At 72.8% G+C, this 25,371-nt stretch carries 17 protein-coding genes, 1 tRNA gene and 1 pseudogene; 7 read left to right on the top strand and 12 right to left on the bottom strand.

Features of this window, described 5'->3' with window-relative positions; genetic code table 11:
- From BT364_RS32720 to BT364_RS32705, 4 genes are all read left to right on the top strand, one after another.
- A complete protein-coding gene (locus BT364_RS32720) occupies window positions 1-2,796 on the top strand; it encodes an FtsX-like permease family protein (protein WP_072488835.1) in 2,796 nt (931 codons plus the stop codon).
- On the top strand, window positions 2,793-3,755 hold the full coding sequence (locus BT364_RS32715; protein WP_072488834.1) for an ABC transporter ATP-binding protein: 963 nt from the start codon (window positions 2,793-2,795) through the stop codon (window positions 3,753-3,755). Before BT364_RS32720 ends, BT364_RS32715 begins: the two co-directional genes overlap by 4 nt.
- 112 nt (window positions 3,756-3,867) lie before the next feature.
- The gene (locus tag BT364_RS32710) at window positions 3,868-5,418 is read left to right on the top strand and encodes an alpha/beta hydrolase (RefSeq protein WP_072488833.1); all 1,551 of its coding nucleotides are present in this window, start codon (window positions 3,868-3,870) and stop codon (window positions 5,416-5,418) included.
- Entirely contained in the window at window positions 5,415-6,611 is a 1,197-nt protein-coding gene (locus BT364_RS32705) for a serine hydrolase domain-containing protein (RefSeq protein WP_079179754.1), read from the top strand. Before BT364_RS32710 ends, BT364_RS32705 begins: the two co-directional genes overlap by 4 nt.
- 22 nt (window positions 6,612-6,633) lie before the next feature.
- Here BT364_RS32705 and BT364_RS32700 read toward each other — a convergent pair whose 3' ends face one another.
- The 7 genes from BT364_RS32700 to BT364_RS32670 form a co-directional block, all read right to left on the bottom strand.
- Window positions 6,634-7,314, bottom strand: a complete 681-nt coding sequence (locus BT364_RS32700; protein ID WP_072488831.1) for a DUF8010 domain-containing protein — start codon at window positions 7,312-7,314, stop codon at window positions 6,634-6,636.
- Complete coding sequence (locus tag BT364_RS32695) at window positions 7,311-7,733, bottom strand: acyl-CoA thioesterase (protein WP_177328330.1); 423 nt, start codon at window positions 7,731-7,733, stop codon at window positions 7,311-7,313. Before BT364_RS32695 ends, BT364_RS32700 begins: the two co-directional genes overlap by 4 nt.
- Window positions 7,734-7,738: 5 nt before the next feature.
- On the bottom strand, window positions 7,739-9,403 hold the full coding sequence (gene ettA / locus BT364_RS32690; protein WP_072488830.1) for an energy-dependent translational throttle protein EttA: 1,665 nt from the start codon (window positions 9,401-9,403) through the stop codon (window positions 7,739-7,741).
- 245 nt (window positions 9,404-9,648) lie between these two features.
- Window positions 9,649-11,094: a Cys-Gln thioester bond-forming surface protein gene (locus tag BT364_RS32685; protein WP_177328329.1), complete on the bottom strand. Its 1,446-nt coding sequence runs from the start codon at window positions 11,092-11,094 to the stop codon at window positions 9,649-9,651.
- A gap of 239 nt (window positions 11,095-11,333) precedes the next feature.
- On the bottom strand, window positions 11,334-11,855 hold the full coding sequence (locus BT364_RS32680) for a single-stranded DNA-binding protein (RefSeq protein ID WP_079179752.1): 522 nt from the start codon (window positions 11,853-11,855) through the stop codon (window positions 11,334-11,336).
- Between the two features lie 99 nt (window positions 11,856-11,954).
- Window positions 11,955-13,874: a YfjP family GTPase gene (locus tag BT364_RS32675; RefSeq protein ID WP_072488828.1), complete on the bottom strand. Its 1,920-nt coding sequence runs from the start codon at window positions 13,872-13,874 to the stop codon at window positions 11,955-11,957.
- Entirely contained in the window at window positions 13,871-15,523 is a 1,653-nt protein-coding gene (locus BT364_RS32670) for a dynamin family protein (RefSeq protein ID WP_072488827.1), read from the bottom strand. The genes BT364_RS32675 and BT364_RS32670 overlap by 4 nt, the downstream gene beginning before the upstream one ends.
- Before the next feature lie 328 nt (window positions 15,524-15,851).
- Between BT364_RS32670 and BT364_RS32665 the strand changes: the two genes are divergently transcribed.
- Window positions 15,852-15,924: transfer RNA gene (locus BT364_RS32665), tRNA-Arg, on the top strand.
- A gap of 278 nt (window positions 15,925-16,202) precedes the next feature.
- Here BT364_RS32665 and BT364_RS32660 read toward each other — a convergent pair.
- Window positions 16,203-17,714, bottom strand: a complete 1,512-nt coding sequence (locus tag BT364_RS32660) for an FG-GAP and VCBS repeat-containing protein (protein WP_072488826.1) — start codon at window positions 17,712-17,714, stop codon at window positions 16,203-16,205.
- 267 nt (window positions 17,715-17,981) lie between these two features.
- On the opposite strand from BT364_RS32660, the gene BT364_RS32655 reads away from it, so the two are divergent.
- A complete protein-coding gene (locus tag BT364_RS32655) occupies window positions 17,982-18,752 on the top strand; it encodes a nucleotidyltransferase domain-containing protein (protein ID WP_072488825.1) in 771 nt (256 codons plus the stop codon).
- A gap of 176 nt (window positions 18,753-18,928) precedes the next feature.
- A pseudogene (locus tag BT364_RS32650) lies at window positions 18,929-19,400 on the top strand (ATP-binding cassette domain-containing protein); the annotation flags it as partial.
- 85 nt (window positions 19,401-19,485) lie between these two features.
- Here BT364_RS32650 and BT364_RS32645 read toward each other — a convergent pair.
- The 4 genes from BT364_RS32645 to BT364_RS32630 form a co-directional block, all read right to left on the bottom strand.
- On the bottom strand, window positions 19,486-19,953 hold the full coding sequence (locus tag BT364_RS32645; RefSeq protein WP_072488868.1) for an anthrone oxygenase family protein: 468 nt from the start codon (window positions 19,951-19,953) through the stop codon (window positions 19,486-19,488).
- Window positions 19,954-19,995: 42 nt separating this feature from the next.
- On the bottom strand, window positions 19,996-21,597 hold the full coding sequence (locus tag BT364_RS32640; protein WP_072488824.1) for a vWA domain-containing protein: 1,602 nt from the start codon (window positions 21,595-21,597) through the stop codon (window positions 19,996-19,998).
- A gap of 132 nt (window positions 21,598-21,729) precedes the next feature.
- A complete protein-coding gene (locus BT364_RS32635) occupies window positions 21,730-22,608 on the bottom strand; it encodes an ABC transporter permease (protein ID WP_072488823.1) in 879 nt (292 codons plus the stop codon).
- Window positions 22,605-25,265 (bottom strand): alpha/beta fold hydrolase, encoded by a 2,661-nt coding sequence (locus BT364_RS32630; RefSeq protein ID WP_079179751.1) that lies wholly within the window; start codon window positions 25,263-25,265, stop codon window positions 22,605-22,607. The genes BT364_RS32635 and BT364_RS32630 overlap by 4 nt, the downstream gene beginning before the upstream one ends.
- Window positions 25,266-25,371 lie beyond the last annotated feature (106 nt).

Here is a 25,371-nt window from a genome sequence, read left to right as displayed (position 1 = left end):
ATGACTCCGCGTTCCGTTCGAGAGGGCGGCGGCCGCGCCGCCGCGCCCTGGGTCCGTACCCGGCTGCGCACCGCCCCCGGTACGGCCTGGGCGCTGGGGCTGCTCGTCCTGCTGACGTCGTTCCTCGCGGCCGTCCACCCGCGCGCCGTCGCGTACTACGAGGACGAGGGGCTGCGCCACGACATCGCCGCCGCGGACCCCCGGCACAGTGTTCTGGAGCTGAACAGTCCGCAGCCCGAGCTGCAACTCCCCCCGGAGGAGCGCGAGGCGGCCGTGCGCGAGGCGGCGCTGGCGTCCGTCCACCGCAATGTGCGGTCCGCGCTGCCCGCCGAGGTGCTGCCCGGCGGCGCCGATTCCGCGTACGGCTTCCGCACCGGCCAGCCGATGCCCGCCGCCGACGGCTGGCTGCCGAGGCCGGACCGCGTCGACCCCCAGCTGAGCTACTCCACCCTCTCCGCCCTCCCGGACCACGCCACCCTGCGCGCCGGGAAGTGGCCCGCCGTCCGCGGCGAGGTCTCCGAGAACACCTCCGAGGTGGAGGGCGCGGTCACCGAGGAGACGGCGAAGGCCCTGCGGGCCGAGCCCGGTGCGGTCATCACCGTACCGACCCAGAACGGGAAGCGGCTGAGCGTCCGGATCACCGGCATCGTCGCCCCGAAGCACCCCCGGACGGCCTACTGGTCGACCCAGCCGCTGCTCCGGACCCCGGCCCTGGTCCCCGAACCGGATCTGTTCCCCCCGCGTTACCACTGGACCGCGGCCGTCCTGCTGCCGCCGGACGCCGCGCCCGTGCTGCTCGCCACGACGGGCGAGCCGGAGATGTTCTGGCGGTTCGCGCCGGACCCCTCCGGCCTCACCTCCTCCGACGCGGCGGGGCTGCGCGCGTCGATCGCCTCGCTGGAAGGCGGCCCCGGCCTGGTGCGGATGCGCGCGGTGGCCGGCCCCAACGCCACCTTCACGACCGACCTGGACGAGATCCTCACCGGGTACGACACCCTGCGAACGGCGATCGGCCCGGTCGTCACGGTCGCCGCCGTGGGCATCGGAGCCGTCGCCGCCGTCGTCCTGCTGATGACCGCCGGGCTGATCGGCGGGCGGCGCCGCGCCGAACTGGCGCTGCTGCGGGCGCGCGGCGGATCGCTGCGCGGCATCGGCGGCCGGCTGTTCGCCGAGACGGTGGTGATCGCGGTGCCCGCGGCGGCACTGGGGCTGCTGATCGCCCTGCCGTTCTTCGACGGGGGCCGGCTGTGGCCCTCCGTCGTGGGGCCCGCCGCCGTCGCCGCGCTGGTCTGCCTCGCCCTGCCGCTGTGCTCGGTGCTGCCGCACCGCAAGCCGCAGCCGCCCGGGGCCCGCGAGGACCTGATGGACGCCCGTCCGTCGCGGCGGCGCACGGTCGCCGAACTCACCGCGCTGGTGCTGGCCGTCGGCGCGGTCGCCGCTCTGCGCCGGCGCGGTACGGGCGGCGACGGCGGCGGTGACCTGCTGATCAGCGCCGCCCCCGTACTCGTCGGGCTGATCGCCGCCCTGGTCCTGGTACGGCTCCTGCCGCTGCCGCTGCGTCTGGCCTCCCGTGCCGTCGCCCGGCGGCGTGGCGCGGTCGGCTTCCTGTCGCTGGCCCGTGCCGGGCGGACCTCGGCGGGCGGCACGCTGCCGCTGCTGGCGCTGCTGCTCGCGCTGACCACGGCGGCGTTCGGCGGCTCGGTGCTCGCGGGTGTCGCGGACGCGCGGGACCGGGCGGCTCTGCACACGGTCGGCGCGGACGCCCGGATCAGCGGCGTGCTCGACTCCGTGCCGCTGCCGGACCGCCTGATCCGTGAGGTACGGGCGGCGGACGGCGTACGGGAGGTGGCGGCGGTCCAGGTCGTGTACGGCGTGCCGCTGCCCGCCGACCCGGCCGGGAACAGCCGCATGAAGAGCGCCGCCATGCTGGGGGTCGACCCGGCGGCGTACGCCCGGCTGGCCCGGTCGACGGGGATCGGCCCGTTCCCCGCCGACCGGTTGAGGGCCGCGGGCGGCGCGGCGGCGAAGGACGCGGTGCTGCCCGTGATCGTGTCGCCGTCCGTCGCCGCGGAGCTCGGCGACCGGCCGCGCGAGCTGTCCACGGCGGCCGGGGACCTCAGGGTGCGGGTGGCGGGCGTCGTCCCGCGCACCGTCGCCGTCCCCGACAGCGACTTCCTGATCGTCGACGCCGCCTCGCTGCCCCGCAAGCAGACCACCACCCTGCTGGTCACCGGCGGCTCCCCGGACGCGAAGGCGCTGCGGGCGGCGGCACGGCACGCGGGCGAGGGCCTCTCCGTACGGCTGCGCTCCGAGGAGCGCGCGGCGTTCGTCGACACCCCCATGCAGCAGGGTGCCTGGCGGATCTACGCGGCGGCGATCGTGGCCGGCGCGGGCTACGCCCTGCTCGCCGTCCTGCTGTCGCTGCTTCGGACCGCGCCGGAACGCGCGGCCCTGCTGGCCCGGCTGCGGACCATGGGCCTCACCTCCCGGCAGGGCAGACGGCTGCTCGGCCTCGAATCGCTGCCGCAGGCGCTGCCGGCGGCCTTCGGCGGGGTGCTCGTCGGCTGGGCGACGATCGTGCTGCTGGCACCGGGCGTCGACCTGGTGGGCCTCGCGCTCTCCGCCGGGCCCGTCCCCGTCGCACTCGACACCGCTCAGCTGCGGGCCGACCCGTGGTCGCTGACGCTTCCGGCGCTCGGCGTCGTCGTCCTCACCGCCACGGTGGCCGCCGTCCAGGCCTGGTGGGCCGGCCGCCGCGGACCGATCACCGAACTCAGGTCAGGAGACCCTCGATGACGTCGCCCGACACCACGCTCGCCGAGCTCGAACAGCGGGCCGCCGCGCGCCGCGACCGGCCCTCGTACGGGCACGACGCGCTGATCGCCTGCGACCGGCTGGTCCGCATCTTCTCCGCGGACGGGGTGGAGGTGCAGGCCCTCCAGGGCCTCGATCTCCTGGTCACCGAGGGCGAGTTGATGGCCCTGGTCGGCGCGTCCGGCAGCGGGAAGTCGACCCTGATGAACATCCTGGCGGGCCTCGACGTGCCGACGGCCGGGTCGGCGAAGGTCGCGGGCTGCGATCTGCTGTCGATGGGGCCGAAGGAACGGCTCCGCTACCGGCGGGACATCGTCGGCTTCGTCTGGCAGCAGACCGCCCGCAATCTGCTCCCGTACCTCACCGCCGTCCAGAACGTCACCCTGCCGATGCAGCTGCGCGGCCGGGGCCGGATCCGGGGTGCCGAACGGGCCGCCCGCGCCGAAGAACTGCTCCGGATCCTGGAGGTCGCGGACTGCCGCGACCGGCGCCCGCAGCAGCTCTCCGGCGGCCAGCAGCAGCGGGTGGCGATCGCGGTCGCGCTCGCCAACAACCCGTCGGTGCTGCTCGCCGACGAGCCGACCGGCGAGCTCGACTCGGCCACCGGCGAGCAGGTCTTCGCGGCGTTCCGCCGGGCCAACGAGGAGCTCGGCACCACGATCGTGATCGTCACGCACGACCAGGCGGTGGCCGACGAGGTCCGCCGCACGGTCGCCATCCGCGACGGCCGTACCTCCTCCGAGGTGCTGCGCCGCACCGAGGTCGACGCCACGACGGGTCTGGAGTCCCAGGTGGCCCGGGAGTACGCGATGCTCGACCGGGCGGGCCGGCTGCAACTGCCCGCCGACTACACGGAGGCGCTCGGGATGGAGCACCGGGTGATGCTGGAGCTGGAGCGCGACCACATCGGGGTCTGGCCGGACGACCAGCCGCGCCCGTGACGGGTGTTGGTGGTGCTGGCCCCAGGTCGCTTCGACCGGGTGGCCCGATGTTCCCGCGCCGCGTACGCCTTTAGCGTCGTGCGGGAGTCATCCACCTGATCCGAGGAGCACGATGCGCGTCGCCCCATTGCTCACCGCCGGTCTCGGCCTGACCGGATTGCTCGCGGGCGGTGTGCCCGCGTCGGCCACCCCCGCCGTGCCCGCCGTGCCCGCCCACCAGCGGCTCGTCTGGGGCCCCTGCTCGCCGCAGCAGCAGGAGCTGAACGAGGCGGGCGCACAGTGCGCGAAGGTGGCCGTTCCCCTCGACTACTCCGCCCCCGGCGGCCCGACGATCAAGATCGCGGTCTCCCGCATCAAGGCCGACCCGGAGCACGGCGGGCGGCGGGGCGTCCTGCTGTCCAACCCCGGCGGTCCGGGCGGCACCGGACTCGCCGACCCCCTTTACCTGCGGCCCGCGTTGAAGGACGTCGCGAACCGCTACGACCTGATCGGCTTCGATCCCCGGTTCCTCGGCGAGTCCACCCCCATCACCTGCGACCCCGCCGCCCCCACGCCCGCGCCCGGCCCGGCCACGACCCGTCGCGAGGACTTCGAACAGTCGGTACGGTCCGCCCGCGACACCGCACGCCGCTGCCGGGAGCACGGGGACAACGCCCGGCTCCTCCCGCACGCCACGACCAGGAACGTCGCCCGCGACATGGACGCGATCCGCGCGGCGCTGGGCGAGCCCAGGCTGTCGTACTACGGCGTCTCGTACGGTGCCGATCTGGGCGCCGTCTACACCCAGATGTTCCCCCGCCGTGCCGACCGCATCGTCATCGACTCCTCTACCGACCCGACGGCCACCCAGTACGAACTCTTCCAGCGGGCGGGCAGGCCGCTCGAAGAGGCACTGGACGCCTGGGCCGGATGGACCGCGCGGCGGGACGGCATCTACCGGCTCGGCAGCACGCCGGCCGAAGTGCGGTCGAGCGTCCAGCGGTTGCTCGACGGGGCCGAGCGGCGCCCGGTCACCGTCTCCGGCGTCCGGCTCGACGCGCAGTTGCTGCGCCTGGTGCTGAGGCAGCTCATCCAGCACGAGGAGTACGACCCGGCGCTCGCCGGTACGGTGCGCGACCTGACCGATGCCGCCGCGGGCAGGCCGGTCGAGCCCGGCCCGGAGCTCGCCGCCATGCTCGAACTGCTCGCGTCGCCCGAGCTGGCGGACAGCATGCTGGGCGGGGCCCTCTTCATGTGCGGCGACCACGGCTGGCCGGCCGGCGGCTGGCCGAGGAACCCGGAGACGTACTGGCAGAACATGGAGCGCAGCCGCGCCGCCCAGCCCGTCTTCGGCCCGCTCGTCAACAGCATGATGGCCCCGTGCGCGTTCTGGACGAGCACATCGCGCGAGCCCGCCACGGTGATCGGCAATGACGTACCCGTGCTGATGCTCCAGGCCCGGCGCGACAACAACGTCCCCTACGAAGGGGCCTTGGCCCTGCACCGCCGGCTGGCCGGTTCACGGCTGGTGACGGCGGACATCCGCTCGCACGGGGTGTACGGGCGCGGACTCGACGGCCTCACCCCCGTCCCCTGCGCCGACGCAGCGGTCAACGACTACCTGCGCGACGGCACACTGCCCGGCGCCGACCTGACCTGCCCCCGCACCGGGGAGGACCGGTGATCAGCAGACGTACGGGCCTGGCGGCCACGGCAGCGGCCCTGCTCACCGGAGCGTCCGGACCCGCGGCGACGGCCGCCGCACCCCGCCGTGCCCCCGGGACCGGCGGCCGTCTCCAGAGCGATGTGGACGCGATCCGGGCCACCGGCGCCACCGGCGTACTGGCCGAGGTGCAGAGCGCCCGGGACCGGACGACGGCCCGTGCCGGATCCGCCGCCCTGGGGGCCCCGCACCACCCGGTCCCCTGGGACGCCTACTACCGGATCGGCAGCGACACCAAGACCTTCACGGCCACGCTCGCCCTCCAGCTGGTGGGCGAGGGGCGGCTCGCGCTCACGGACACCGTCGAGCGGTGGCTGCCCGGTGCCGTGCGGGGCAACGGAAACGACGGCCGCCGGATCACGGTCGCCAATCTGCTGCGCCAGACCAGCGGGCTGAACGACTGTCTCGCCGTCTCACCGGACTCGGCCGACGCCTTCACCCCGGACGGCTACCGCCGGTCGCGATTTCGCACCACGGCCCCCGAGGACCAGCTGAAGGCGGCTCTGAGCCGACCGCCCCTGTGGGTGCCGGACGCCGGACACCCCGCCCGGGAACGGCGCTGGGGCTACTCCAACACCAACTACGTGGTGGCGGGCCTGATCATCGAGCAGGTGACCGGCAACCCCTGGGCGCAGGAGATCCACGACCGGATCATCGAACCCCTGGGCCTGCGCCACACGTTCACGCCGGGAACCTCGCCGTACCTGCCCCGGCCCACGGCCACCGCGTACACCTGGTTCCCCGGCTGCGCCCGGCCGACCGACACGACGATGGCCTCCGGCGGTTGGGCGGACGGCTCCGTCATCAGCACCACCCACGACCACGGTGTCTTCCTGCGTGCCCTGATGAGCGGCCGGCTGCTGCGCCCGGCCCAGCTGGCCGCGATGAAGGAGACGGTCGTGACCGAGGACTGGAGTCCGGCGCCGGGGGTCCGTTACGGACTGGGCATCGCCTGGCGCCCGGTGGCGGGGAGCAAAGGCGGGATCTGGTTCCATGGCGGAACCCATCTGGGGATCGTCTCCGAGAGCGGGGTGACGCCGGACGGTGCGCGGGCCGCGACCAGCGCCACGTTCTCCCTGCGGATGGGCGATCCGGCTCAGGACGCCCAGGACCTGGCCGCGCTCCGGCTGGTGGACCGGGCCCTGACCGGTTAGGTCATGTCGTCGGGCCGGTCGCTCAGCCCGCGCCCACCGTCACCGCGAGCGTGCCGAGCCCGCTGCCCGGGCCGCGCAGGGCGATCGAGCCGAACGGGGTGCGCAGCCGCAGCCAGGACCCGGCCGCGAGCAGGGCGACCGGGAAGTCCGGCGCCGGGCGGAGGAAGCCGAGGGACTGGGCGGCGTGCACGGCCCGCAGCGGAAGTTCGGTACCGGCGAGCGTGCGCGACCAGATCTCGCGGCCGATCAGGTCCCGCTCCGCCCGGGTGCGGCGCTCCTCGGGCAGGGCCTCGTCGCGGGAGCGGAACTCCGCCACCGCGGCGGTGACCGCCGTGCGCAGGGAGACCGGGTCGGGCAGGCCCGGCAGTTCGCGCCAGCCGCCGCGGGGCGGGAGGACGCCGGTCCACGGCGGCCCGGTGACGGGTGCCGGGATCGCGCCGGAGTCGGTGGACTCCCCGAGGGTTTCGAGGAGTTCACCGGCGGACACGGTGAGGTCGAAGTCGTCCGGCTCGGCCAGCCGCGCCGCCCGGATCGCCAGGACCTCGAACGACGGCGGCCTGCCGAAGACGGCCAGCGCGCCGCCGCCCGCCTGCATCCGCACCGCGGCGGCCCGGTCGTAGTGGAGCAGCCGGCCGAGGAAGGCCGCGAGATCCGCGGCCTCCCTCGGGTCGGCGAACTCCAGCGACCGTACGGGCACCGTCATGCTGCGGCAGGCTCCTCGGCCAGGTACTGCTGGAGGTAGAGCTTCTCCTCGGCGGAGATCCGCCGGGGCCGCTCCTCGGCCAGGTCGTACGGCACGACGACGGTCGAGGCCCGTACGTACACCTGGTCCGGGTCCTTGATCTCGTACGCGATCGTCAGCGACGCCGCGCCGATCTTCGTGACCCAGGACTCGACGGTCACCGGCTCGTGCCGGTGGACCAGCGGGCGTACGTAGTCGATCTCGTGCCGGGCCACGACGGAGCCGCCCGAGAAGGACGGCGAACCGTCCCCCGGCGCCAGCCGGAACATGAAGTCGATGCGCGCCTCCTCCAGGTAGCGGAGGAAGACCACGTTGTTCACATGGCCGAAGGCGTCCATGTCCGACCAGCGCAGCGGGCAGCTGTAGATGTGACGAGCCAAGACGATCAGCCTCGCGTGAGCTTCTTGTACGTGGCACGGTGCGGGCGGGCCGCGTCCGCGCCGAGGCGCTCGACCTTGTTCTTCTCGTACGACTCGAAGTTGCCCTCGAACCAGTACCACCTGGAGTCGCCCTCGTACGCCAGGATGTGCGTGGCGACGCGGTCCAGGAACCAGCGGTCGTGGGAGATGACCACTGCGGCGCCCGGGAACTCCAGGAGGGCGTTCTCCAGCGAGGACAGGGTCTCGACGTCGAGGTCGTTGGTGGGCTCGTCGAGGAGCAGCAGGTTGCCGCCCTCCTTGAGCGTCAGCGCCAGGTTGAGGCGGTTGCGCTCACCACCGGACAGGACGCCGGCCGGCTTCTGCTGGTCCGGGCCCTTGAAGCCGAACGCGGAGACATAGGCCCGCGAGGGCATCTCGACCTGGCCGACGTTGATGTAGTCCAGCTCGTCCGAGACGACGGCCCAGAGGGTCTTCTTCGGGTCGATGTTGGCGCGGGACTGGTCGACGTAGGAGATCTTGACCGTGTCGCCGACCTTGATGGAGCCGGTGTCCGGGGTCTCCAGGCCCTGGATCATCTTGAACAGCGTGGTCTTGCCCGCGCCGTTCGGACCGATGACGCCGACGATGCCGTTGCGCGGCAGCGTGAACGACAGGTCGTCGATGAGGACCTTGTCGCCGAAGGCCTTCGAGAGGTTCTCGACCTCGACGACGATGGAACCGAGCCGCGGGCCCGGCGGGATCTGGATCTCCTCGAAGTCCAGCTTCCGCATCTTGTCCGCCTCGGCCGCCATCTCCTCGTAACGGGCGAGACGGGCCTTGGACTTGGTCTGCCGGCCCTTGGCGTTGGAGCGGACCCACTCCAGCTCTTCCTTGAGCCGCTTGGCGCGCTTCTCGTCCTTGCGGCCCTCGACCTTGAGGCGGGTGGCCTTCTTGTCGAGGTACGTGGAGTAGTTGCCCTCGTAGGGGATGGCGCGGCCGCGGTCGAGTTCGAGGATCCACTCGGCGACGTTGTTCAGGAAGTAGCGGTCGTGCGTGACGGCGACGACGGCGCCCGCGTACTTCGAGAGGTGCTGCTCCAGCCAGTTCACCGACTCGGCGTCGAGGTGGTTGGTGGGCTCGTCGAGAAGCAGCAGGTCGGGGGCCTCGATCAGCAGCTTGCAGAGCGCGACACGGCGCTTCTCGCCACCGGAGAGGTTGACGACGGGCCAGTCGCCGGGCGGGCAGCCCAGCGCGTCCATGGCCTGCTCCAGCTGGGCGTCCAGGTCCCACGCGTTGGCGTGGTCCAGGTCCTCCTGGAGCTTGCCCATCTCGTCCATGAGCGCGTCGGAGTAGTCGGTCGCCATGAGCTCGGCGACCTCGTTGAAGCGCTTGAGCTTGCCCATGACCTCGGCGGCGCCGTCCTGGACGTTCTCCAGGACCGTCTTGGTCTCGTCGAGGTGCGGCTCCTGCATGAGGATGCCGACGCTGAAACCGGGCGACAGGAACGCGTCACCGTTGGAGGGCTGCTCCAGGCCCGCCATGATCTTCAGCACCGTGGACTTACCGGCGCCGTTGGGACCCACCACACCGATCTTCGCCCCGGGCAGGAAGCTCAGCGTGACGTCGTCAAGGATCACCTTGTCGCCGTGCGCCTTGCGCGTCTTGCGCATGGTGTAGATGTACTCAGCCAAGAGAAACCGTCCGGCAATCGATGTGTGGGCAGATACACCCCATCTTGCCTGACGGCCGCACCGGGATGGAAACCCGCCCGGTCCGCGATACGTCCGTCCCGGCTCGCCGAGCGTGCCGGGAGCCGGTTTCCGGCATGCGAAGGCCCCGGTACGCGTCGGCGTACCGGGGCCTTCACCAGGCGGACGTGACAGTCCGCCGCCCGATCGTCACTCCGTGGATTCGGCTACGGGGCGACGGTGCGGAATCACTGTGCGGAGGTCTGCGTCTTGCGCTTGCGGAGGAGGAAGACCGCACCGCCGCCGACGACGACGAGAGCGATCGCGACGCCCGCGATGACCGGGGTGGCGCTGGAGCCACCGGTCTCGGCGAGGTCACCCGAGCCGCCGGTCGAGCTGCCGCCGGACGTGGCCGGGGTCTTGTCCCCGCCGGTCTGGGGCTCGGTGCCGCCCGTGGCGCTGCCGCTGGTCTTGCAGTCCAGGACGCCCTTGAACGTCTTCGTGAAGCCACCGGGGCCGGTGATCGTGAAGTCGTACGCCTGGTCCTCGGCGACCGGGACGGTGACCGTCTCGGACTTGCCCGCCTCGATGGTGTGCTTCACACCGGCCAGCTCGAAGGTGAAGGCCTCGTCGCCCTCGTTGGACGCGGTGACGTCCACGCCGCCCTTGGCGCAGTTCTTCTTCGCCGAGACGGCCGGGATCGCGCCCTTCTTGGCCCAGGTCCCGGTGGCGGTCGCGGAGACCGTGGTCTCGCTGGAGCCGGCCAGGATCATGGTCTGGCTCTTGGTCACACCGGCGAAGGCCCGGCCGACCGGCACCGAGGTGGTGGCCTGGACCGTCAGCGAGGCGGTGCCGTCGGCGGCGCCCGCCGGCACGTCGAAGTAGAGCTCGGCGCCGTTGGCCGCGGCGGTGACGGGCTTGCCGGCCTTGTCGGTGACCTTGACACCGCTGGCGGCGTCGGCGGGCGGGGTCACGGAGACCTGGCCGGCGTTGGTACGGACGGTGACCGGGCCGAGCCGCTCACCGGACTTGCCGGAGACCGCGGCCGGGTCCAGGGCGAGGGACGCCTTGGGCTCGGCCTGGTCGACGGCGCTGTGCTCCAGCCAGTCGGCGAGCTTCTCGGCCTGGCTGTCGCTCGCCTCGATGTCGACGTTGTCCGAGTAGCGCCAGATGGCGACCTGGGTGCCCGCCGCCGCGGTCTTCTCGGTGAGCGGCCCGGTGCCGGCCTCCTTGGCGAGCGCCGCGAGGTCGTCGACCTGCGGGTAGGAGTGCTCCAGGATCCAGCGGATCTTGCCGGCGTTCTTGTTGCTGCCGAGCGAGGTCTGGTTCCAGGGGGTCTCCAGGTACTTCGCCTGGTCCTGGGTGGGGTTGTGGATGTCGATGCAGTACGTCTTGAGCTTGCCGCCGCCGTCGACGGTCATCTCGAAGAGGCCGGCGGGCAGCTCCTGGTTCCTGCCGTCCGCGTGCAGCACGGCGCGGTCGAAGGTCTTCAACCCGTCCAGCACCGCGGCCGCGCCGCCCTGGTGCTGCGGCGTCTCGTCGGCGACCGCGCTGCCCGCGCCGACGAGGGCGCCTGCCATGACCAGACCGGATGCCACCACCGATGCGGCCAGCCGGGCTATGCCACGCCGCCTCGGAGAATTGACCGTCGTCTCCAAGGACGACGAAGCGGTCGCTGAAGAAGCAGAAAACACAGAATTCCCCTCCGGGCGGGACCCTCCGCGCCTGATGCGCGTGTGGGGACTGCCCCGCCAGTCGACTCAAGTGCCCCGTGAGTACTGGGGAATCCTAAGGACGAAGCGATGAACAGTCCCCCGTCATACCGTCGTACAACCATTCCGAATCGGAATCGTTATCGCCGGTATCACTCCCGTTCGCCTTCCCGGCCCGCCCCAGGCCCGATTTCGGCCCTTTCTCCTCCGCTGCCGGCCCGTCACGGCACCGACGCCAGCTCCTGCCCGGCCTTCTGACGCCCTGTCGACCGCTTGCTCCCGGAGCGTCCCGCCCCTTCCCCGGACTCGCCGGACCCACCGGGCTCGTCCGGACCGTCGTCCGGCCTGTCCGCACTTCCCACACGCGCCGTCAGTGCGGGGTCACCCCGCACGACCCGCCGGAACGCGGCGGTTCCCCGGGTCAGGTCGTGGCCCACCGCGACGGCCTCGATGTCCACGAACGTGCGCCGCTGCCCCTCCCGTTCCTCCTCGCGCACCTTCAGCCTGCCGTGCACGACGAGTGGTTCCCCGACGGAAACGGAACCGGCCAGATTCAAGGCCAGGGTCCGCCAGGCCCACACGGTGTAAAAGCTGGTGTGCCCGTCCGTCCAGAGCTGTTTCTCGCGGTCCCAGCGGCGCGGCGTCACCGCGAACCGGAATCGCGCCATTGGGCCGGTCGCGGTCTCCCGGAACTCCACGCCCGTCGCCGCGTTGCCCACCAATGTCACCAAGGTGTCGTTCATGACTCCGCCTCCCCTTCGGCCTTCGGACCGGCGATCGCGTCCGCGCGGTCACTGATCCCAGGTTGGAGGGAAGGCGGAAATCCCGCTGATGCCTGTGGACTACCCGCCGGTTGTGGAAATCTCCGTCACCGCCGCGTACCTCTCCCGCACCTCGCGGTATCGCACGAGTTCGGCGGCCACCGGATCGAGCACCCGGGCCCGGCCGCAGGCCGCCGCCGCCTCGCGCAACTGCCGCTCGGCCTCCTGCCCGTACCGTCGCGCCGGCCCGCGCGCCGCGGCCACGCACGACCACTCCACGAGGGGGCCGCCGACGACCCCGGCCAGCATCACCAGGGCGGGCGTGAGCCACCCCGGTTCGAGTACGCCGACGATCTGGCCGACCAGCCAGAGACCGCCGAAGATCTGCAGCAGCGTCATGGACGCCTGCGCCAGCACCGCGGCGGGCCACCACCTCGGCCGCGGCGGCTTCCCACCCACCCGGCCGCTGTGCGCCACCCCGGAGGCTCCGGCCACCCCCGTCGCCACCGCCGCCGCACCGCCCGACGCGTGCTCGGCCCCGGCCCTCCCCGCCAGCGCGTCGAGCGCCTCCGGCAGTCCCTCCGCACCGTGCACCGCGGCCTCGCGGACCGCCTGTGCCCAGGGGCCCGGCAGCCCGTCGGAGGCCTCGTCCGCCACCGTCCGTACCGCCTGCTCGACGCACTGGCGGGCGGTGAGCTGCTCCTCGGGGGGCTCGGGCAGCACCGGGCGCTCCAGGCTTCCGGGCCGCCGGACGGACTCGCACCAGCGCCACAGCCGCAGCCAGGGCGTGCCGCACGCCCGCCCGGCGTTCCTGCGCCACTCGCGCTCGGCCGCCTGGCCCGCCGCGGCCGCCCCGACGGCGTCCGCCAGCCGGTCGGCGAACTCCTCGCGGGCCCGTTCACCGAGGCCGGGGCGCCCCTCGCCCACGTATACCGGGCGGAGCCTGGCCGCGGCGGCGTCCACGTCCGCGGAGAGTCTGCGCGCCGCCGCGGTGCGCTCCTGGACGAACCGGCCGAGCACCTCGCGCAGTTCGCCGACGCCCTCGCCGGTGAGCGCGGACAGGGACATGACGGTGGCGCCGGGTTCGCCGTGCTCGCCGAGCGCCATGCCGTCCTCGTCGAGCAGCCGGCGCAGATCGTCGAGGACCAGGTCGGCGGCGTCGCCGGGCAGCCGGTCGATCTGGTTGAGGACGACGAAGGTGATCTCGGCGTGTCCGGCGAGCGGCCGCAGATAGCGCTCGTGCAGGGCCGCGTCCGCGTACTTCTCCGGGTCGACGACCCAGATCACGGCGTCGACCAGTGCGAGCACCCGGTCGACCTGTTCCCGGTGTTCGGTCGCCGCCGAGTCGTGGTCGGGCAGGTCGACGAGGACGAGGCCCTGGAGGGCCTCGTCGGCGTCCGCGCCGCCCTGCTGCGGCCTGCGCCTGAGCCGGCCCGGGATGGCGAGCCGGTCGAGCAGTCCGGCGGCCCCGTCGGTCCAGGAGCAGGCGAGGGGGGCGGCGGTGGTCGGCCTGCGCAGCCCGGTGTCGGAGATCTGGGCGCCCGCGAGGGTGTTGAAGAGCGTCGACTTGCCACTGCCGGTGGCCCCGGCGATGGCGACGACGGTGTGCCGGGAGGAGAGCCGCTGCCGGGCCGCCGCCTCGTCGAGCACCCGTCCCGCCTCGGCGAGGGTGTCCCCGTCGAGCCGGGCCCGGGACAGCCCGACGAGTTCGCGCAGCGCGTCGAGCCGCGGCCGGAGCGGTCCGCCGGAGGGTACGTAGGCCTCGACCTGGGGCGGCCGTACGTCGTCGTCCGGGGCGGTTTCGGGCCCGGGGTCCGCCGCCCTGGTGGTCGCCCGCCGGGCGATGAGCCCGTCGTTCCATTCCCGGCCCGCCTCGGGGATCCGGCCCGCCCCGGAGATCCGGCCCGCCTCGGAGGTCCGGCCCTGCCCGTCCGGGTCCCGGTCCTCGTGGGAAGCGGGGCCGCCGATCCGGCCGGGCCCCTCGTCAGTGACGGCAGTCATCGCTGCCACCTCTCCTTCTGCAGTACGGACAGCGCGGCAATCAGTTCGGCCTGCGGCTCCGGGGCCACGTCGAGCGCGTCGAGCGGTGCGAGCCGCCGGTCGCGCTCGCCGTTCAGCACCCGGTCGAGGCAGTCGGTGAGCAGCGCCCCGCCCTTGTCGCGCAACCGCAGCGCGCCCTGGGCGCCGATCCGTTCGGCGAGTTGCTCCCCGGCGCCCCGGGTGCGGCGCCCGCCGAGCAGTGCGGCGGCCAGCAGCGCGGCCACGGTCTCGGCGTCGGGGGCGGCGTTGCGTTCCAGGCTGCGCACCTCCTCCTCGGCCAGCTCCTCCAGGACCCGCCACCACCGCCGTACGGCCATGGTGATCCGGCCCCGGATGTCCTCGGCGGGCCCCCATCCCCCGGCCTCCCGGCCGACGTCCTCGAAGCCGAACTCCCCGGCCGCGGGCTCGCGCTGCCAGGTCGTGCGGATCTGTTCATCGGCGGCGGCCACGGCGCACTGGAGGAGCGCGGAGAGGCTTTCGACCAGCGCTTCGAGGAGTTCGCCGGAGGTGCTGTACAGCGGGTATCCGCGCCATCTGGTGCGGGCGTCCCCGGCGAGCACGCCGCCGCTGCGCAGCCCGCGCCGGACCCGGGCGCCTTCCGTGCGGTACGCGTCCTCGACCACGCCGGTCAGCCGCACGGCCGCCGCGTACTGCGCCGCGACGGCCCCGGCCAGCTCGGGCATCCGTACGTCCAGGGAGTCGATGACCCCGGCCGCCGTACGCCCCACCGCCTGCTGGCGGGCCGCCGGGTCCTGGGCGCGGTGGGTGAGCCAGGCCCGCAGCGGGGCAACGGCGGTCATGGGCAGCAGCCCGTTGCCCCCGCCGGCCGATTCGGGCAGTTCGGGAATGGTGAAGCGCGGCACCTCACCGAGGCCCGCCCGGGTGAGCAGCGCCCCGTACTGCCGCGACACCTCACCGATCACCTGGTGCGGCACCCGGTCGAGGACGGTGACGAGCGAGGCGTCGTACTGCTTGGCGGTACGCAGCAGGTGCCAGGGCACCGCGTCCGCGTACCGGGAGGCGGTGGTCACCATCACCCAGACGTCCGCGGCGCAGATCAGCTCGGCGGCCAGCATCCGGTTGCGCACCACGAGCGAGTCGATGTCGGGTGCGTCGAGCAGCGCGAGGCCGCGCGGCAGTCCGGGCGAGGTCTCGACCCGCACCGTGGTCCCGTCGTCCTCCTCGTACCCGTCGAGCCCGTCGAGGTCCGCGCACCGGCCGGGCTTCCCGGACTCCTCCGGCGGCAGCCAGACCCGGGTCAGCTGCGGCAGTACGCGTACCCCCGCGAACCAGTGGTGATCATCCGGATGGCAGACGAGCACGGGGGTCCGGGTGGTCGGCCGCAGCACCCCGGCCTCGCTGACCGGTCGGCCCACCAACGAATTGACCAGTGTCGACTTGCCCGCCCCGGTGGACCCGCCGATGACCGCGAGCAGGGGTGCTTCGGGATCCCTGAGCCGGGGAAGCAGATAGTCGTCGAGCTGGGCGAGCAGCTCCCCCCGGGTCTGCCGGGCGCGCGCGGCCCCCGGCAGCGGAAGTGGAAGACGCACGGCAGCGACACGGTCGCGCAGGGCGGAAAGTGCGTCGATGAGCTGAGGCCGTACGTCCAAGGTCACCACATGCGAAGAATGCCCAATTTTGGAGCCTTTTTGAAGCGTATAGCCACCTCTGCGCGCCGGTTCTCCCCCAGGGATGAAGTCGGGACAGAGGGGATGAGTGGGGCGCAGGCATAACGAGTGCACAACACCCGGGGCGCGAGGCGCGAAAAGCGCTGCACGAATCCCACCTACCTGCGATTATCGGTTCGCTTCACCGAACCTCCACATCGTGCCACGCAGGTGAAGCAACCAGGACGAGGCGATCGGAGCCCTATCCTTGTCCCGGCAGGTCACCGACCGGCCCGGCCCCAGGGCTCCAGGCCGCCGAGGCCACCACCCGGCCCCCGTAGCTCAGTGGATAGAGCAGGCGCCTTCTAAGCGCTTGGCCGCAGGTTCGAGTCCTGCCGGGGGCGCACAGTGCGCACGCCATGAGGCCCTCCGACCAGGAGGGCCTTTTCACTGCCTGGATCCGGTGCTCGGTCCGCCGGCCGCATAGCCTCCCGGAGGCACGTTGACGAGCGTGCCGTAGCGGTGGCGTAAGCCCGGACGGAAGTGGACCGGCGGCAGGGGCGCGGGAAGGTCAGGCGCGCACCGGGTGCATGGCCTCACCGTAGGAGGCGGCCCCCGGGCGGGACATACCCGCTGCCCGGCTTCCGGGGATGGGGCCGGCCCCACCCCCGTTCCCGTGCGGTCAGCGGTTGAACGACGATCCCAGCGTCGCGGACGTTCCCACGGTGCCCAGCGTGCCGTGGCCGAAGGTGAACGAGCCCTTGGCCGTCAGGCCCTTGGCCGTGGTCGGGAAGACCCACAGGGAGCCGGCACCGCTGTTCTCGCCGGGGGCGCCGACGGCCAGTTCGCTGCGGCCGTCGCGGTCGACGTCGACCAGCTTGGCGGCGCCGCCGAACAGGTCGCCGGCCTCGGCCGCCCCGGGGACGTCCGCCGTGTCCTGGTTGAAGCCCACCGTGCCGGTCCCGGTCGGGCCGGACGCGGTGCCGGGGAGGACCAGGACCGAGCCCGCGTCCTTCTTCGTGCCGATGTCCTCCTGGGCGACGCCGACGGCGATGTCGCCGTACCCGTCGCCGTTCATGTCGCCGATCGACAGGGACGCGCCGAATCCGTCGTGCACTTCGGCGGCACCGGGGACACCGGCGCTGTCCTGGTTGAAGACCTTGGCCCGGTCGCCGCGCGGTCCGGTGGCACTGCCCGGTACGTAGGTGATCATGCCGCCCAGGGCGAGCGGGTAGTCCAGATCGCTGTCGTAGCCCTCGACCGTGCGGCCCACCACGAGGTCGGCGTACTTGTCCCCGTTGATGTGGCCGGCCGTGATGGTCTCGCCGCCCTGAAGGCGGTAGCCGTTGGGCCGGTTGACGGTGGTGTAGTCCTCGGCGAGGCCGGTGGCGCCGCCGTTGCGGATGAGGATGCGCCGGGCGTCGTACTCGTCGCCGTCGTGGACGACGGCGGCCAGGTCGTCGCGGCCGTCGCCGTTGAAGTCGCCCGCGGCGATGTCCATGTAGCGCAGATCGTCCATGTCGGGGATCTTCCGGGCGGGGGCCGCCGCGCTGCCGTCGCGCTTGAACGGCCCGGACAGGACGCGGATGTCGCCCACCCCGAGCGTGACGATGTCCATGGCACCGTCGCCGTCGAAGTCGCCGACGGCGGTCTGGGAGCCGACCCCGTCGTACAGGTGATCGCCGGTCAGGAGGGTCGCGCCGCCGGACAGTCCCCTCTCGCCGCCCCAGACGACGGTGAGCGAACCGGCCTCCTTGAACGTTCCGATCTGCTCGTTGCCCGCACCGACCACGAGGTCGCTGTAGCCGTCCTTGTCGAGGTCGGCGGAGACCATCGAGCTGCCGAACGCGTCGCCGCTCTCGGCGGCGTCCGGTATTCCGGGCGAGTTCTGGGTGAAGACCTGCTTGGTGGAGGTTTGCAGTCCGTTCTTGGAGCCGTACACCACACCCACGTATCCGGCCTTGGTCCTGCCGTCGACCGTGGCACCCGGTGCGGTGAACGCGAGGTCCGGGTAGCCGTCCCCGTTGAAGTCGTCGCGGCGCGGGGTCGGTGCGGGCACCGCCCCGTTCGCGGACGCCGACACCGAGGTCGTGGCGCGGGCGGGCGTCGACGCCTGGGCGGTGGGGAAGGTGGTCACGGCGGTCGCCACGGTGATGGCGAGGACCACGGTGGTTCCTAGGGCACGGGATGCCACGTGGACTCCTTCGTTCGGGTTTCGGAAGGTTCGGGTGAACAGTGCGATGCGTCGATGGAGCACCGGCACCGTGCAGTCTCAGACCGGCGGCGGCGCGCGACGGTTGCCTCCCCGAAACGACCGTTACAGCTCTGCCACTCGAACGACCGGCGAACGCCGGGCGACGAAACCCGGCCGCCGAGGCCGGAGTTGAGCAGCAGGACGCACGCGCCATGTCCCCTCCGGGGCACTGTCCGGCCGGGTCCGCTCCGTGTCATGGTCGGTTCCATGAATGCTTCCGAGGCTCAGCCCACCCGGCAGCTGCTGGAACGGTTCACCGCCGAAGTCGGTCACGTGGTCGCCCTGGAGGCCCTCTGGGCGCACGGGTCGCTGGCACTGGGCGACTACCGGCCCGGCCGCAGCGACCTCGACCTCGTGGCCCTCGTGGGTGCGCCGGTCAGCGGCCCGCAGCGGCAACAACTCGAAGCGCTGCACCGCACGTTGATCTCACAGGTACCGGAGGCGGCCGGGCTGCACTGCTCCTACGTGGTGCGCTCGCAGCTGTCGGACACCGGGCGCGACCATGTGACCTGGGCACAGTCCCGGCTGTTCGAGCGGCCGGTCACGCCGGTCAGCCGACGGGAGCTGAGCACGGGCGGGCCGGCGCTGTTCGGCCCGGGGCCCGCCGGGATCGTCGCGGAGGTGACCGACCAGGAGCTGGCGGAGTTCATCCGGGGCGACCTCAAGGAGTTCTGGTACCCGGCGAGTGCCCGGCCCTCGCTCTGGCAGAGGGACATCTGGGTGGACCTCGGGCTGCTGACGCTCGCGCGGGCCGCGGTCACCCTGCGGGACGGACGGCTCATCACCAAGGGGCAGGCGCTGGAGGTGCTGGCCGCGTGGGGTGCGCCGGCCGAGGTCGTCCGCGACATCCACCGCCGCCGGTACGAAGCCGGTCCGCACCGCACGTCCCTGCCGTGGCGCATCAGACGCGGCCGTCTCGCGCGCGTCTTCGTCCGGACGGGCATCGAGGACACCCTGGCCGCCCACCCGGGCCCCTGACCGGTGGGTGCGGAACAGGGGGCACCACCGCACCATTGACTGCGCCCGCGATCCCCGTCCACCTTCCGAGGCGCCTCATTGAATCCTTTCACGGCGTAAGACACTCACGGTGTACGGGCACTCACGGTGTCCGGACATCGCGCTCCACCCGCGTATGCCACCGCCGAGGAGCCCCCATGAACCAGCCCGCCGAGGGCCCGCCCCCGGGCCCGGATCCCGTCGCCCCGGTCCTGGCGCCGAAGGATGTGAGCAAGTCCTTCGGCGCCGTAACGCGCCCTGCGGGACGTGTCCCTGTCGCTGTGTCCCGGCGAGGTCCACGCGCTCGCCGGGGAGAACGGCGCGGGCAAGTCCACCCTCATCAAGATGCTCGCCGGTGTGCACCGCCCGGACCGCGGGCAGTTGCTGCTCGACGGCGAGCCCGTCGTCTTCCACGGGCCCGCCGACGCCCGCGATGCCGGGATCGCGGTCATCTACCAGGAACCGGCCCTCTTCCCCGACCTGTCGATCGCCGAGAACATCTTCATGGGCCGCCAGCCCCGGCGCGTCCTCGGCCGGATCGACCGCCGTGCCGTGCACGCGGCCACCGAGTGGCTCGCGACCGGGCCGTCCGTACTCGTCGTCGACGAGCCGACCCGCGGCATCGATGTCGTCCTCGGCAAGCCGACCGTGTTCGACCGCGGCAACATCGACAAGTTCGACTTCTGAGCGGAGGAGGCCGGCCCGCCGGACAGACCTAGAACTCCGCCCCGGCCACGGCCAGCAGGGCGAACGCGGCGAGGGACAGGAGCGTCCTGACCCGGTGGAGCCGGTTCCAGCGGGACTCGAACGCCGCGCGGGCCGCGCCGTCGTCGCCGCCCTCGGACTCCGCGAGCGCCTTGTTGAGCGGGATGTTGCCGGCGATCGTGATCAGGTGGCCGGCGACCGCGCAGACCAGCGCGGCGACGGCGAGTATCCGGTCCGAGCCGCCGTCGCCGCCGACGACCACGACGGCCGGGAACGCGATCACGCCGAGGAAGAGGACCAGGAAGGCCGGTCCCGGCACCTTTTCGTCGAAGCGGCGCATGGCGGCCGTGAACCGCTCGTCGGGCAGTGCCGCGATGCCCGGCATGATCGCGATCAGAAAGGTCAGCATGAATCCGGCGTAGAGGCCCGTCGTGATCACGGCGAGCGCCAGGAACAGGGAGGACAGGGTGGAGGACATGAGGGTCATCATGTCCTCGGCGGGCGGGCCGCCGCCCCCCGTTCAGTCCAGTTCGCCCTCCGGTACCTCCCCGGAACCGCCGTCGCCCGGGCCGTTCTTGAGCCGGTCGGCCTGTCCGACCATGGTCGCCAGCTTCCGCACCGACTCGTCCTCGGTCTCGGCGGCCAGCTTCCTTGCGTGCGAAGAGAGTTCACCGAGTCCGGGCGCGCCCGGCAGCCGGCCGCCGCGCAGCGCCTCCGCGAGGTACGCGGCGGTCGCGGTCACTTGGAGGCGTTTGCTGTCGCCGCCCCACAGCGGTCCGTCGATCGCGTCCGTCCCGACCGTGCCGTGCTGCTCGTGCGGTGCCCGGGTCCTGGGGTCCAGCCAGCGCACGGTCGCCGTCGCCACATGGCCGAAGGCGCCCGCCCTGAGGCGTACGGCGTAGAGCGCGGTCACCGTGTGGCCGGGGCCGACCTCGCCGCCGTCGACGCGGTCGTTGCGGAAGTCCTCGTCGGCGACCTTGCGGTCCTCGTACCCGATGAGCCTGAACTGCTTGACGGTGTCCCGGTCGAAGGCGACCTGGGCCTTGGCGTCGCGGGCCGTCAGTTCGAGGTGTGCGGGCAACTGGTCGACGAAGACCTTGCGGGCCTGTTCCTCGTCGGCGATGTACGTGGTGTGGCCGTCGCCCTTGTTGGTGAGCTGCTCCATCAGCGCGTCGCCGTAGTCGCTGCCGACGCCGACCCCGAAGAGGGTGATGCCGTAGTCGCGGCGGGCGGAGCCGATGCGTTCCAGGATGGCTTCGGCGTCGGTCTCGCCGGTGTTGGCGAGAGCGTCGGAGAGCAGGACGACCCGGTTGTTGGCGCCCTCGACGCGGCCGTCGACCGCCTCTTCGTAGCCGCGGCGGATGCCGGCTTCCACATTGGTGGAGTCGGTGGCCTCCATGGAGTCGACCCGGTCGCGGATCCTGCCGCGGTGGCCTTGCAGCCGGGTCATCGGCAGCAGGGTCTTCGCCTCGTCGCTGAAGGTGACCAGGGAGACCGAGTCGTCGTCGCGGAGTTCGTCGGTGAGGATGTCCAGGGACTTCTTCACCAGATCGAGGCGGCCCGTCTCGGCCATCGATCCGGAGATGTCGACGACGAAGGTGAGCGCGGCGGGCGGGCGTTCGTCACGGGCGGGAGCGGCCCGGGTGGCCAGCCCCACCCGCACCAGCGACCAGTCGTCGCCCTTCGCCCCGGCGCGGGCCCCGTCGACGTTCACGGTGAAGCCGTTGCCGTCCGGGCGCCGGTAGCCCTGGCGGAAGCTGTTGACGAACTCCTCGGGCCGCACGGTGGACGGATCCGGCAGGCCGCCGTCGCCGAGGGTACGGCGGGCGTAGCCGTACGAGGCGGTGTCGACGTCCAGGGCGAAGGTGGAGAGGTAGTCGGGCGGTGCGGACTCCCGCAGCCCGTCCCGCTTCTTCGCCCCCTCGCTGTCGGCCGCGCCGCCCGACGCGGCGGGCGCGGGGGCCGGGAGCGGGCCGTCGCGCCGGCCGTCGGCGGAGGTCTTGTTCCCGGCCGGCGTCCCGGAGCAGCCGGTGAGCAGCACCCCGCCCGCCAGCAGCACACCGAGTGCCCCCTGCCATGTCCGCGCGTACTTCTTCGTGTACTCGCCTGTCCGGCGTTCCATCGCCTGCCCCCAACGTCGTCGTGCCAGCACTTGCGAATGTGACGTGCGAGGCGGCGCCGGGGAGCAGACGAAGACGTTGCGGAAGCATCTCGATGCGGCAACGGAGGGCGGGAAAGCGGCGGAGCGTCAAGCTCAGGACACGATGTCCTTACGACTGAACCCGCGGAAGGCGAAGGCGAAAAGGATCAGGGCATACGTCACCGAGATCGCCGCGCCCTTGACCATGCCGCCCCATTCGATGCCGGGCTGGAGCGCGTCCGCCCAGGCGAACTGCCAGTGCGCGGGCAGGAATTCGCGCCAGGAGCCGAGCGCGGTGACGGCGTCCAGGACGTTGCCGACGATGGTCAGCCCGACCGCACCGCCGACCGCGCCCAGCGGGGCGTCGGTCTTCGTGGACAGCCAGAACGCCAGCCCGGCGGTGACCAGTTGGGACACGAAGACGAACGCGACGACGAGTGCGAGCCGCGGGACGGCCGCCGACGCGGCGAGCGCTCCCCCGGTGGGCAGTTCGAGTGGCCCCCAGCCGTACGCGACGGCTCCCGCGGCCAGTGCGACGAGCGGCAGCAGCACCATCGCGGCCAGGCTGAAGCCGAGCGCCACGACGAGCTTGCTCCACAGCAGCCTGGCCCGTGGCACCGGCGCCGCCAGCAGATAGCGCAGCGAGGACCAGCTCGCCTCTGAGGCGACGGTGTCCCCGCAGAACAGCGCGACCGGGACCACCAGCAGGAACCCGGCGGAGACGAAGAGGCAGGTCGCGGCGAAGTTCGCGGCGGACGCGGTCGCGGTGTCCATCAGGGTGATCCGGTCGCTGCCGCCGCCCCGCGAGTCCGGGGTGCCGCCGATCGCGAACGCGATGATCAGGACGAACGGCAGCACCGCCAGCACCCCGCCCATGAGCAGGGTGCGGCGCCGGCGCAGCTGGCGCACCGCCTCGACGCGCAGCGGCAGGGTGCGCCGGGCCCGGTAGCCGGGGGCTTCGGCGCTCCCGGCGAGATCGACTGCGGCACTCATGCGGAGCCTCCGGAGATCAGGGTGAGGAACGCGTCCTCCAGGCGGCGGTGCGGTCCGACACCGGTCAACGGCACGTCCAGCCTGACGAGTTCGGAGATCAGACCGGCCGGGGTGGCGCCGTCGAGCCGGACCAGCAGGCCGAGGCCGTCGTCGGTGCGGGCCGCCGAGCCGATCCCCGCCAGTGCGGCGATCTTCTCCACGAGCGGTTCGGCGACCTCCTGCGCGGTGGTGACGAGCAGCATGTCGCCGGAGCCGGTGATCTCGGCGACCGGGCCCGCCTGGACGAGCCGGCCGCGGTCCATGACCACCAGGTGGGTGCAGGACTGCTCGACCTCGGAGAGCAGATGGCTGGAGACGATGACGGTCCGGCCCCCGGCCGCGTATCGGATCATCACGTCACGCATCTCGCGGATCTGGGGCGGGTCGAGGCCGTTGGTCGGTTCGTCGAGGATGAGCAGGTCCGGCAGGCCGAGCATGGCCTGGGCGATGGCGAGCCGCTGCCGCATGCCCTGCGAGTACGTACGGACGGCGCGGGCCAGGGCGTCGCCGAGCCCGGCGATCTCCAGGGCCTCCTCCAGGTACGCGTCCTCGGCGGGGCGCCCGGTGGCCTGCCAGTACAGCTCCAGGTTGGCGCGCCCGGACAGGTGCGGCAGGAATCCGGCACCCTCGACGAACGAGCCGACCCGCGACAGTACGGTCGCGCCCGGCCGGATGGCCTGCCCGAAGACGCGGATCTCGCCGTCGTCGGGGGTGATGAGCCCCATCAGCATCCGCAGGGTCGTGGTCTTGCCCGCGCCGTTGGGCCCGAGGAGGCCGAGCACCTGCCCCTTCTCGACCCGGAAGGAGAGTTCCTTCACGGCATACCGGTCGGTGGACTTGCCGTACTTCTTGGCCAGGCCGGTGATCTGAAGGGGTACGTCGGCGAGCGCCGGGTCGGGTGCGGGCGTGGCGGTGCGGCGGCGGGCGGTGAGCAGCAGCAGGGCGGCGATCACCACGGCGGCGGCCGGGAGCCCCCAGGTCCACCAGGGCATGGTGGCGGGCGCGGTCCTCAGGGCGGCGGCGGTGGGGACGGTCAGCGGTCCGGCGGGGGTCACGGTGTACGTCGTCGGCTCGGCCGGTGAGGCGTAGCCGAGGTCGGTGGCGGAGAGGACGAGGCGGAGCCGGTGCCCCGCGTCGAACCGGTGATCGATGGCGGGGAGGGTCAGCCGGACCGGCTTGCCCTGCTGGTCCGGGGTGATGCGGAAGGGGGCGACCAGCTGGGAGGGCAGCAGCTGCTGCTTGCCGTCCGGGGACACGTCGTACACCTTGCCGAACAGCACCGCGTCGCCCCGCTTCGCCCCGACGGCGACCCGGACGGCCGGTGAGCCGGTGATGTTCAGCGGCTCGTCCAGCGGGGCCGAGTCGAAGCGGGCGTACTGTCCGGGGAAGTCGACCGAGAGCCCGACGCCGAGGGACGAGAGCTGGGCGAGGCCGCCGCCGACTCCGGGAACGGCGGAGATGGCGGGCGGGCCCGCCCCGGCGGGGTTGCGGAACGTCTGGGTGCGACGGCCCAGTTCGATGTCCTGCGTGCCGTTGTCCAGCCCGGGGTAGGTGTCGCTGCTCGCCCCGCGTACCAGGGTGGCTCCGTCGGTGGAGTCGATGCCTCCGGTGCGGGTGACGCGGAAGCCGGGCCCGGTGTCGGCGCCCTTGTCGTCCTTGAGATGGCGGTCGAACCAGTCGCCGATCCGCCGTTGGACCCGGTCGGTCTCCGGGTTGCCGCCGTCGTGCCCGCCGGCGATCCAGTCGACGGCGACCGGTGCGCCGTTGCCGCTGATGGCCTTGGCCATGGCGTCGGCCTGGCCGAGCGGGAAGAGGGAGTCGGACTGCCCCTGCACGATGAGCGCGGGCACCTCGATGCGGTCGGCGACGGCGCTCGGTGACCGTTCGGTCAGCAGCGCACGCGCGGCGGCGTCCGGCTCTCCGCTGACGGCGACCCGTTCGTACATCTCGCAGAGCCGCTTCTCGAACTTCTGGCAGCCGCCGCCGGTGGTGACGAAGATTCCGGCCCAGAGCTTCTTGAACACCGCGTCGGGGAACAGGGCGTCGGCGAGGTTCCAGTACGTGATCTGCGGTGCGACGGCGTCGACGCGCTTGTCGTACCCGGCGGCGAGGAGCGAGACGGCCCCGCCGTAGGAGGCCCCGGTGATCCCGACGCGGGGGTCGCCCTCGGCGTCGAGTCGCACCTCGGGCCGGTCCGCGAGCCAGTCGATCAGCCGGGACACGTCCTTGACCTCGCGGTCGGGGTCGTTGAGCCCGATGTCGCCGCCCGACTTCCCGAACCCCCGGGCGGACCAGGTCAGCACGGCGTAGCCGGCACGGGCCAACTGCTCGGCCTGCGCCCGCACATCGTCCTTGCTGCCGCCGAAACCGTGCCCGATCAGCACGGCGGGCCGGCGCCCGGTGTCACCGGCGGTGAAGTACGAGGTGTCGATGGACACCCCGTCGGCCTTCATCATCCGGTCCTGGCGGTGCACGGCGGGCCCGCCGTCGTCGGCCACGGCGTTCCAGGTGCCCGCACCGGCCAGCACGGCGAGCGCCGCCAGGCCGGCGGCCCACCGGCCGCGTCGGCGGGGCAGCAGGCGCCGCCACCGGGGCGTACGCACAAGAGGGGTCTCCATGGTTGTCGACCCTAAGCGGAGCACCGCCGCGCGTGGGCAGCCCCCGGGGCGAACTCTCCGGCCTCCTTGCGGCGTACGACGCTCCCCCGCCGTACTCCGTACGCGG

This window comes from Streptomyces atratus, assembly GCF_900119365.1.
GTDB classification, from domain to species: Bacteria; Actinomycetota; Actinomycetes; order Streptomycetales; family Streptomycetaceae; genus Streptomyces; species Streptomyces atratus_B.
The sequence above is the reverse complement of the archived record's forward strand: the minus strand, read 5'-3'. Positions and strand labels throughout refer to the sequence as shown.

Coding starts and splice junctions, on each gene's coding strand:
- BT364_RS32720 (WP_072488835.1), top strand. CDS start 1: ATGACTCCGCGTTCCGTTCGAGAGGGCGGCGGCCGCGCCGCCGCGCCC.
- BT364_RS32715 (WP_072488834.1), top strand. CDS start 2,793: ATGACGTCGCCCGACACCACGCTCGCCGAGCTCGAACAGCGGGCCGCC.
- BT364_RS32710 (WP_072488833.1), top strand. CDS start 3,868: ATGCGCGTCGCCCCATTGCTCACCGCCGGTCTCGGCCTGACCGGATTG.
- BT364_RS32700 (WP_072488831.1), bottom strand. CDS start 7,314: ATGACGGTGCCCGTACGGTCGCTGGAGTTCGCCGACCCGAGGGAGGCC.
- BT364_RS32680 (WP_079179752.1), bottom strand. CDS start 11,855: ATGAACGACACCTTGGTGACATTGGTGGGCAACGCGGCGACGGGCGTG.
- BT364_RS32675 (WP_072488828.1), bottom strand. CDS start 13,874: ATGACTGCCGTCACTGACGAGGGGCCCGGCCGGATCGGCGGCCCCGCT.
- BT364_RS32655 (WP_072488825.1), top strand. CDS start 17,982: ATGAATGCTTCCGAGGCTCAGCCCACCCGGCAGCTGCTGGAACGGTTC.
- BT364_RS32645 (WP_072488868.1), bottom strand. CDS start 19,953: ATGTCCTCCACCCTGTCCTCCCTGTTCCTGGCGCTCGCCGTGATCACG.
- BT364_RS32640 (WP_072488824.1), bottom strand. CDS start 21,597: ATGGAACGCCGGACAGGCGAGTACACGAAGAAGTACGCGCGGACATGG.
- BT364_RS32635 (WP_072488823.1), bottom strand. CDS start 22,608: ATGAGTGCCGCAGTCGATCTCGCCGGGAGCGCCGAAGCCCCCGGCTAC.
- BT364_RS32630 (WP_079179751.1), bottom strand. CDS start 25,265: ATGGAGACCCCTCTTGTGCGTACGCCCCGGTGGCGGCGCCTGCTGCCC.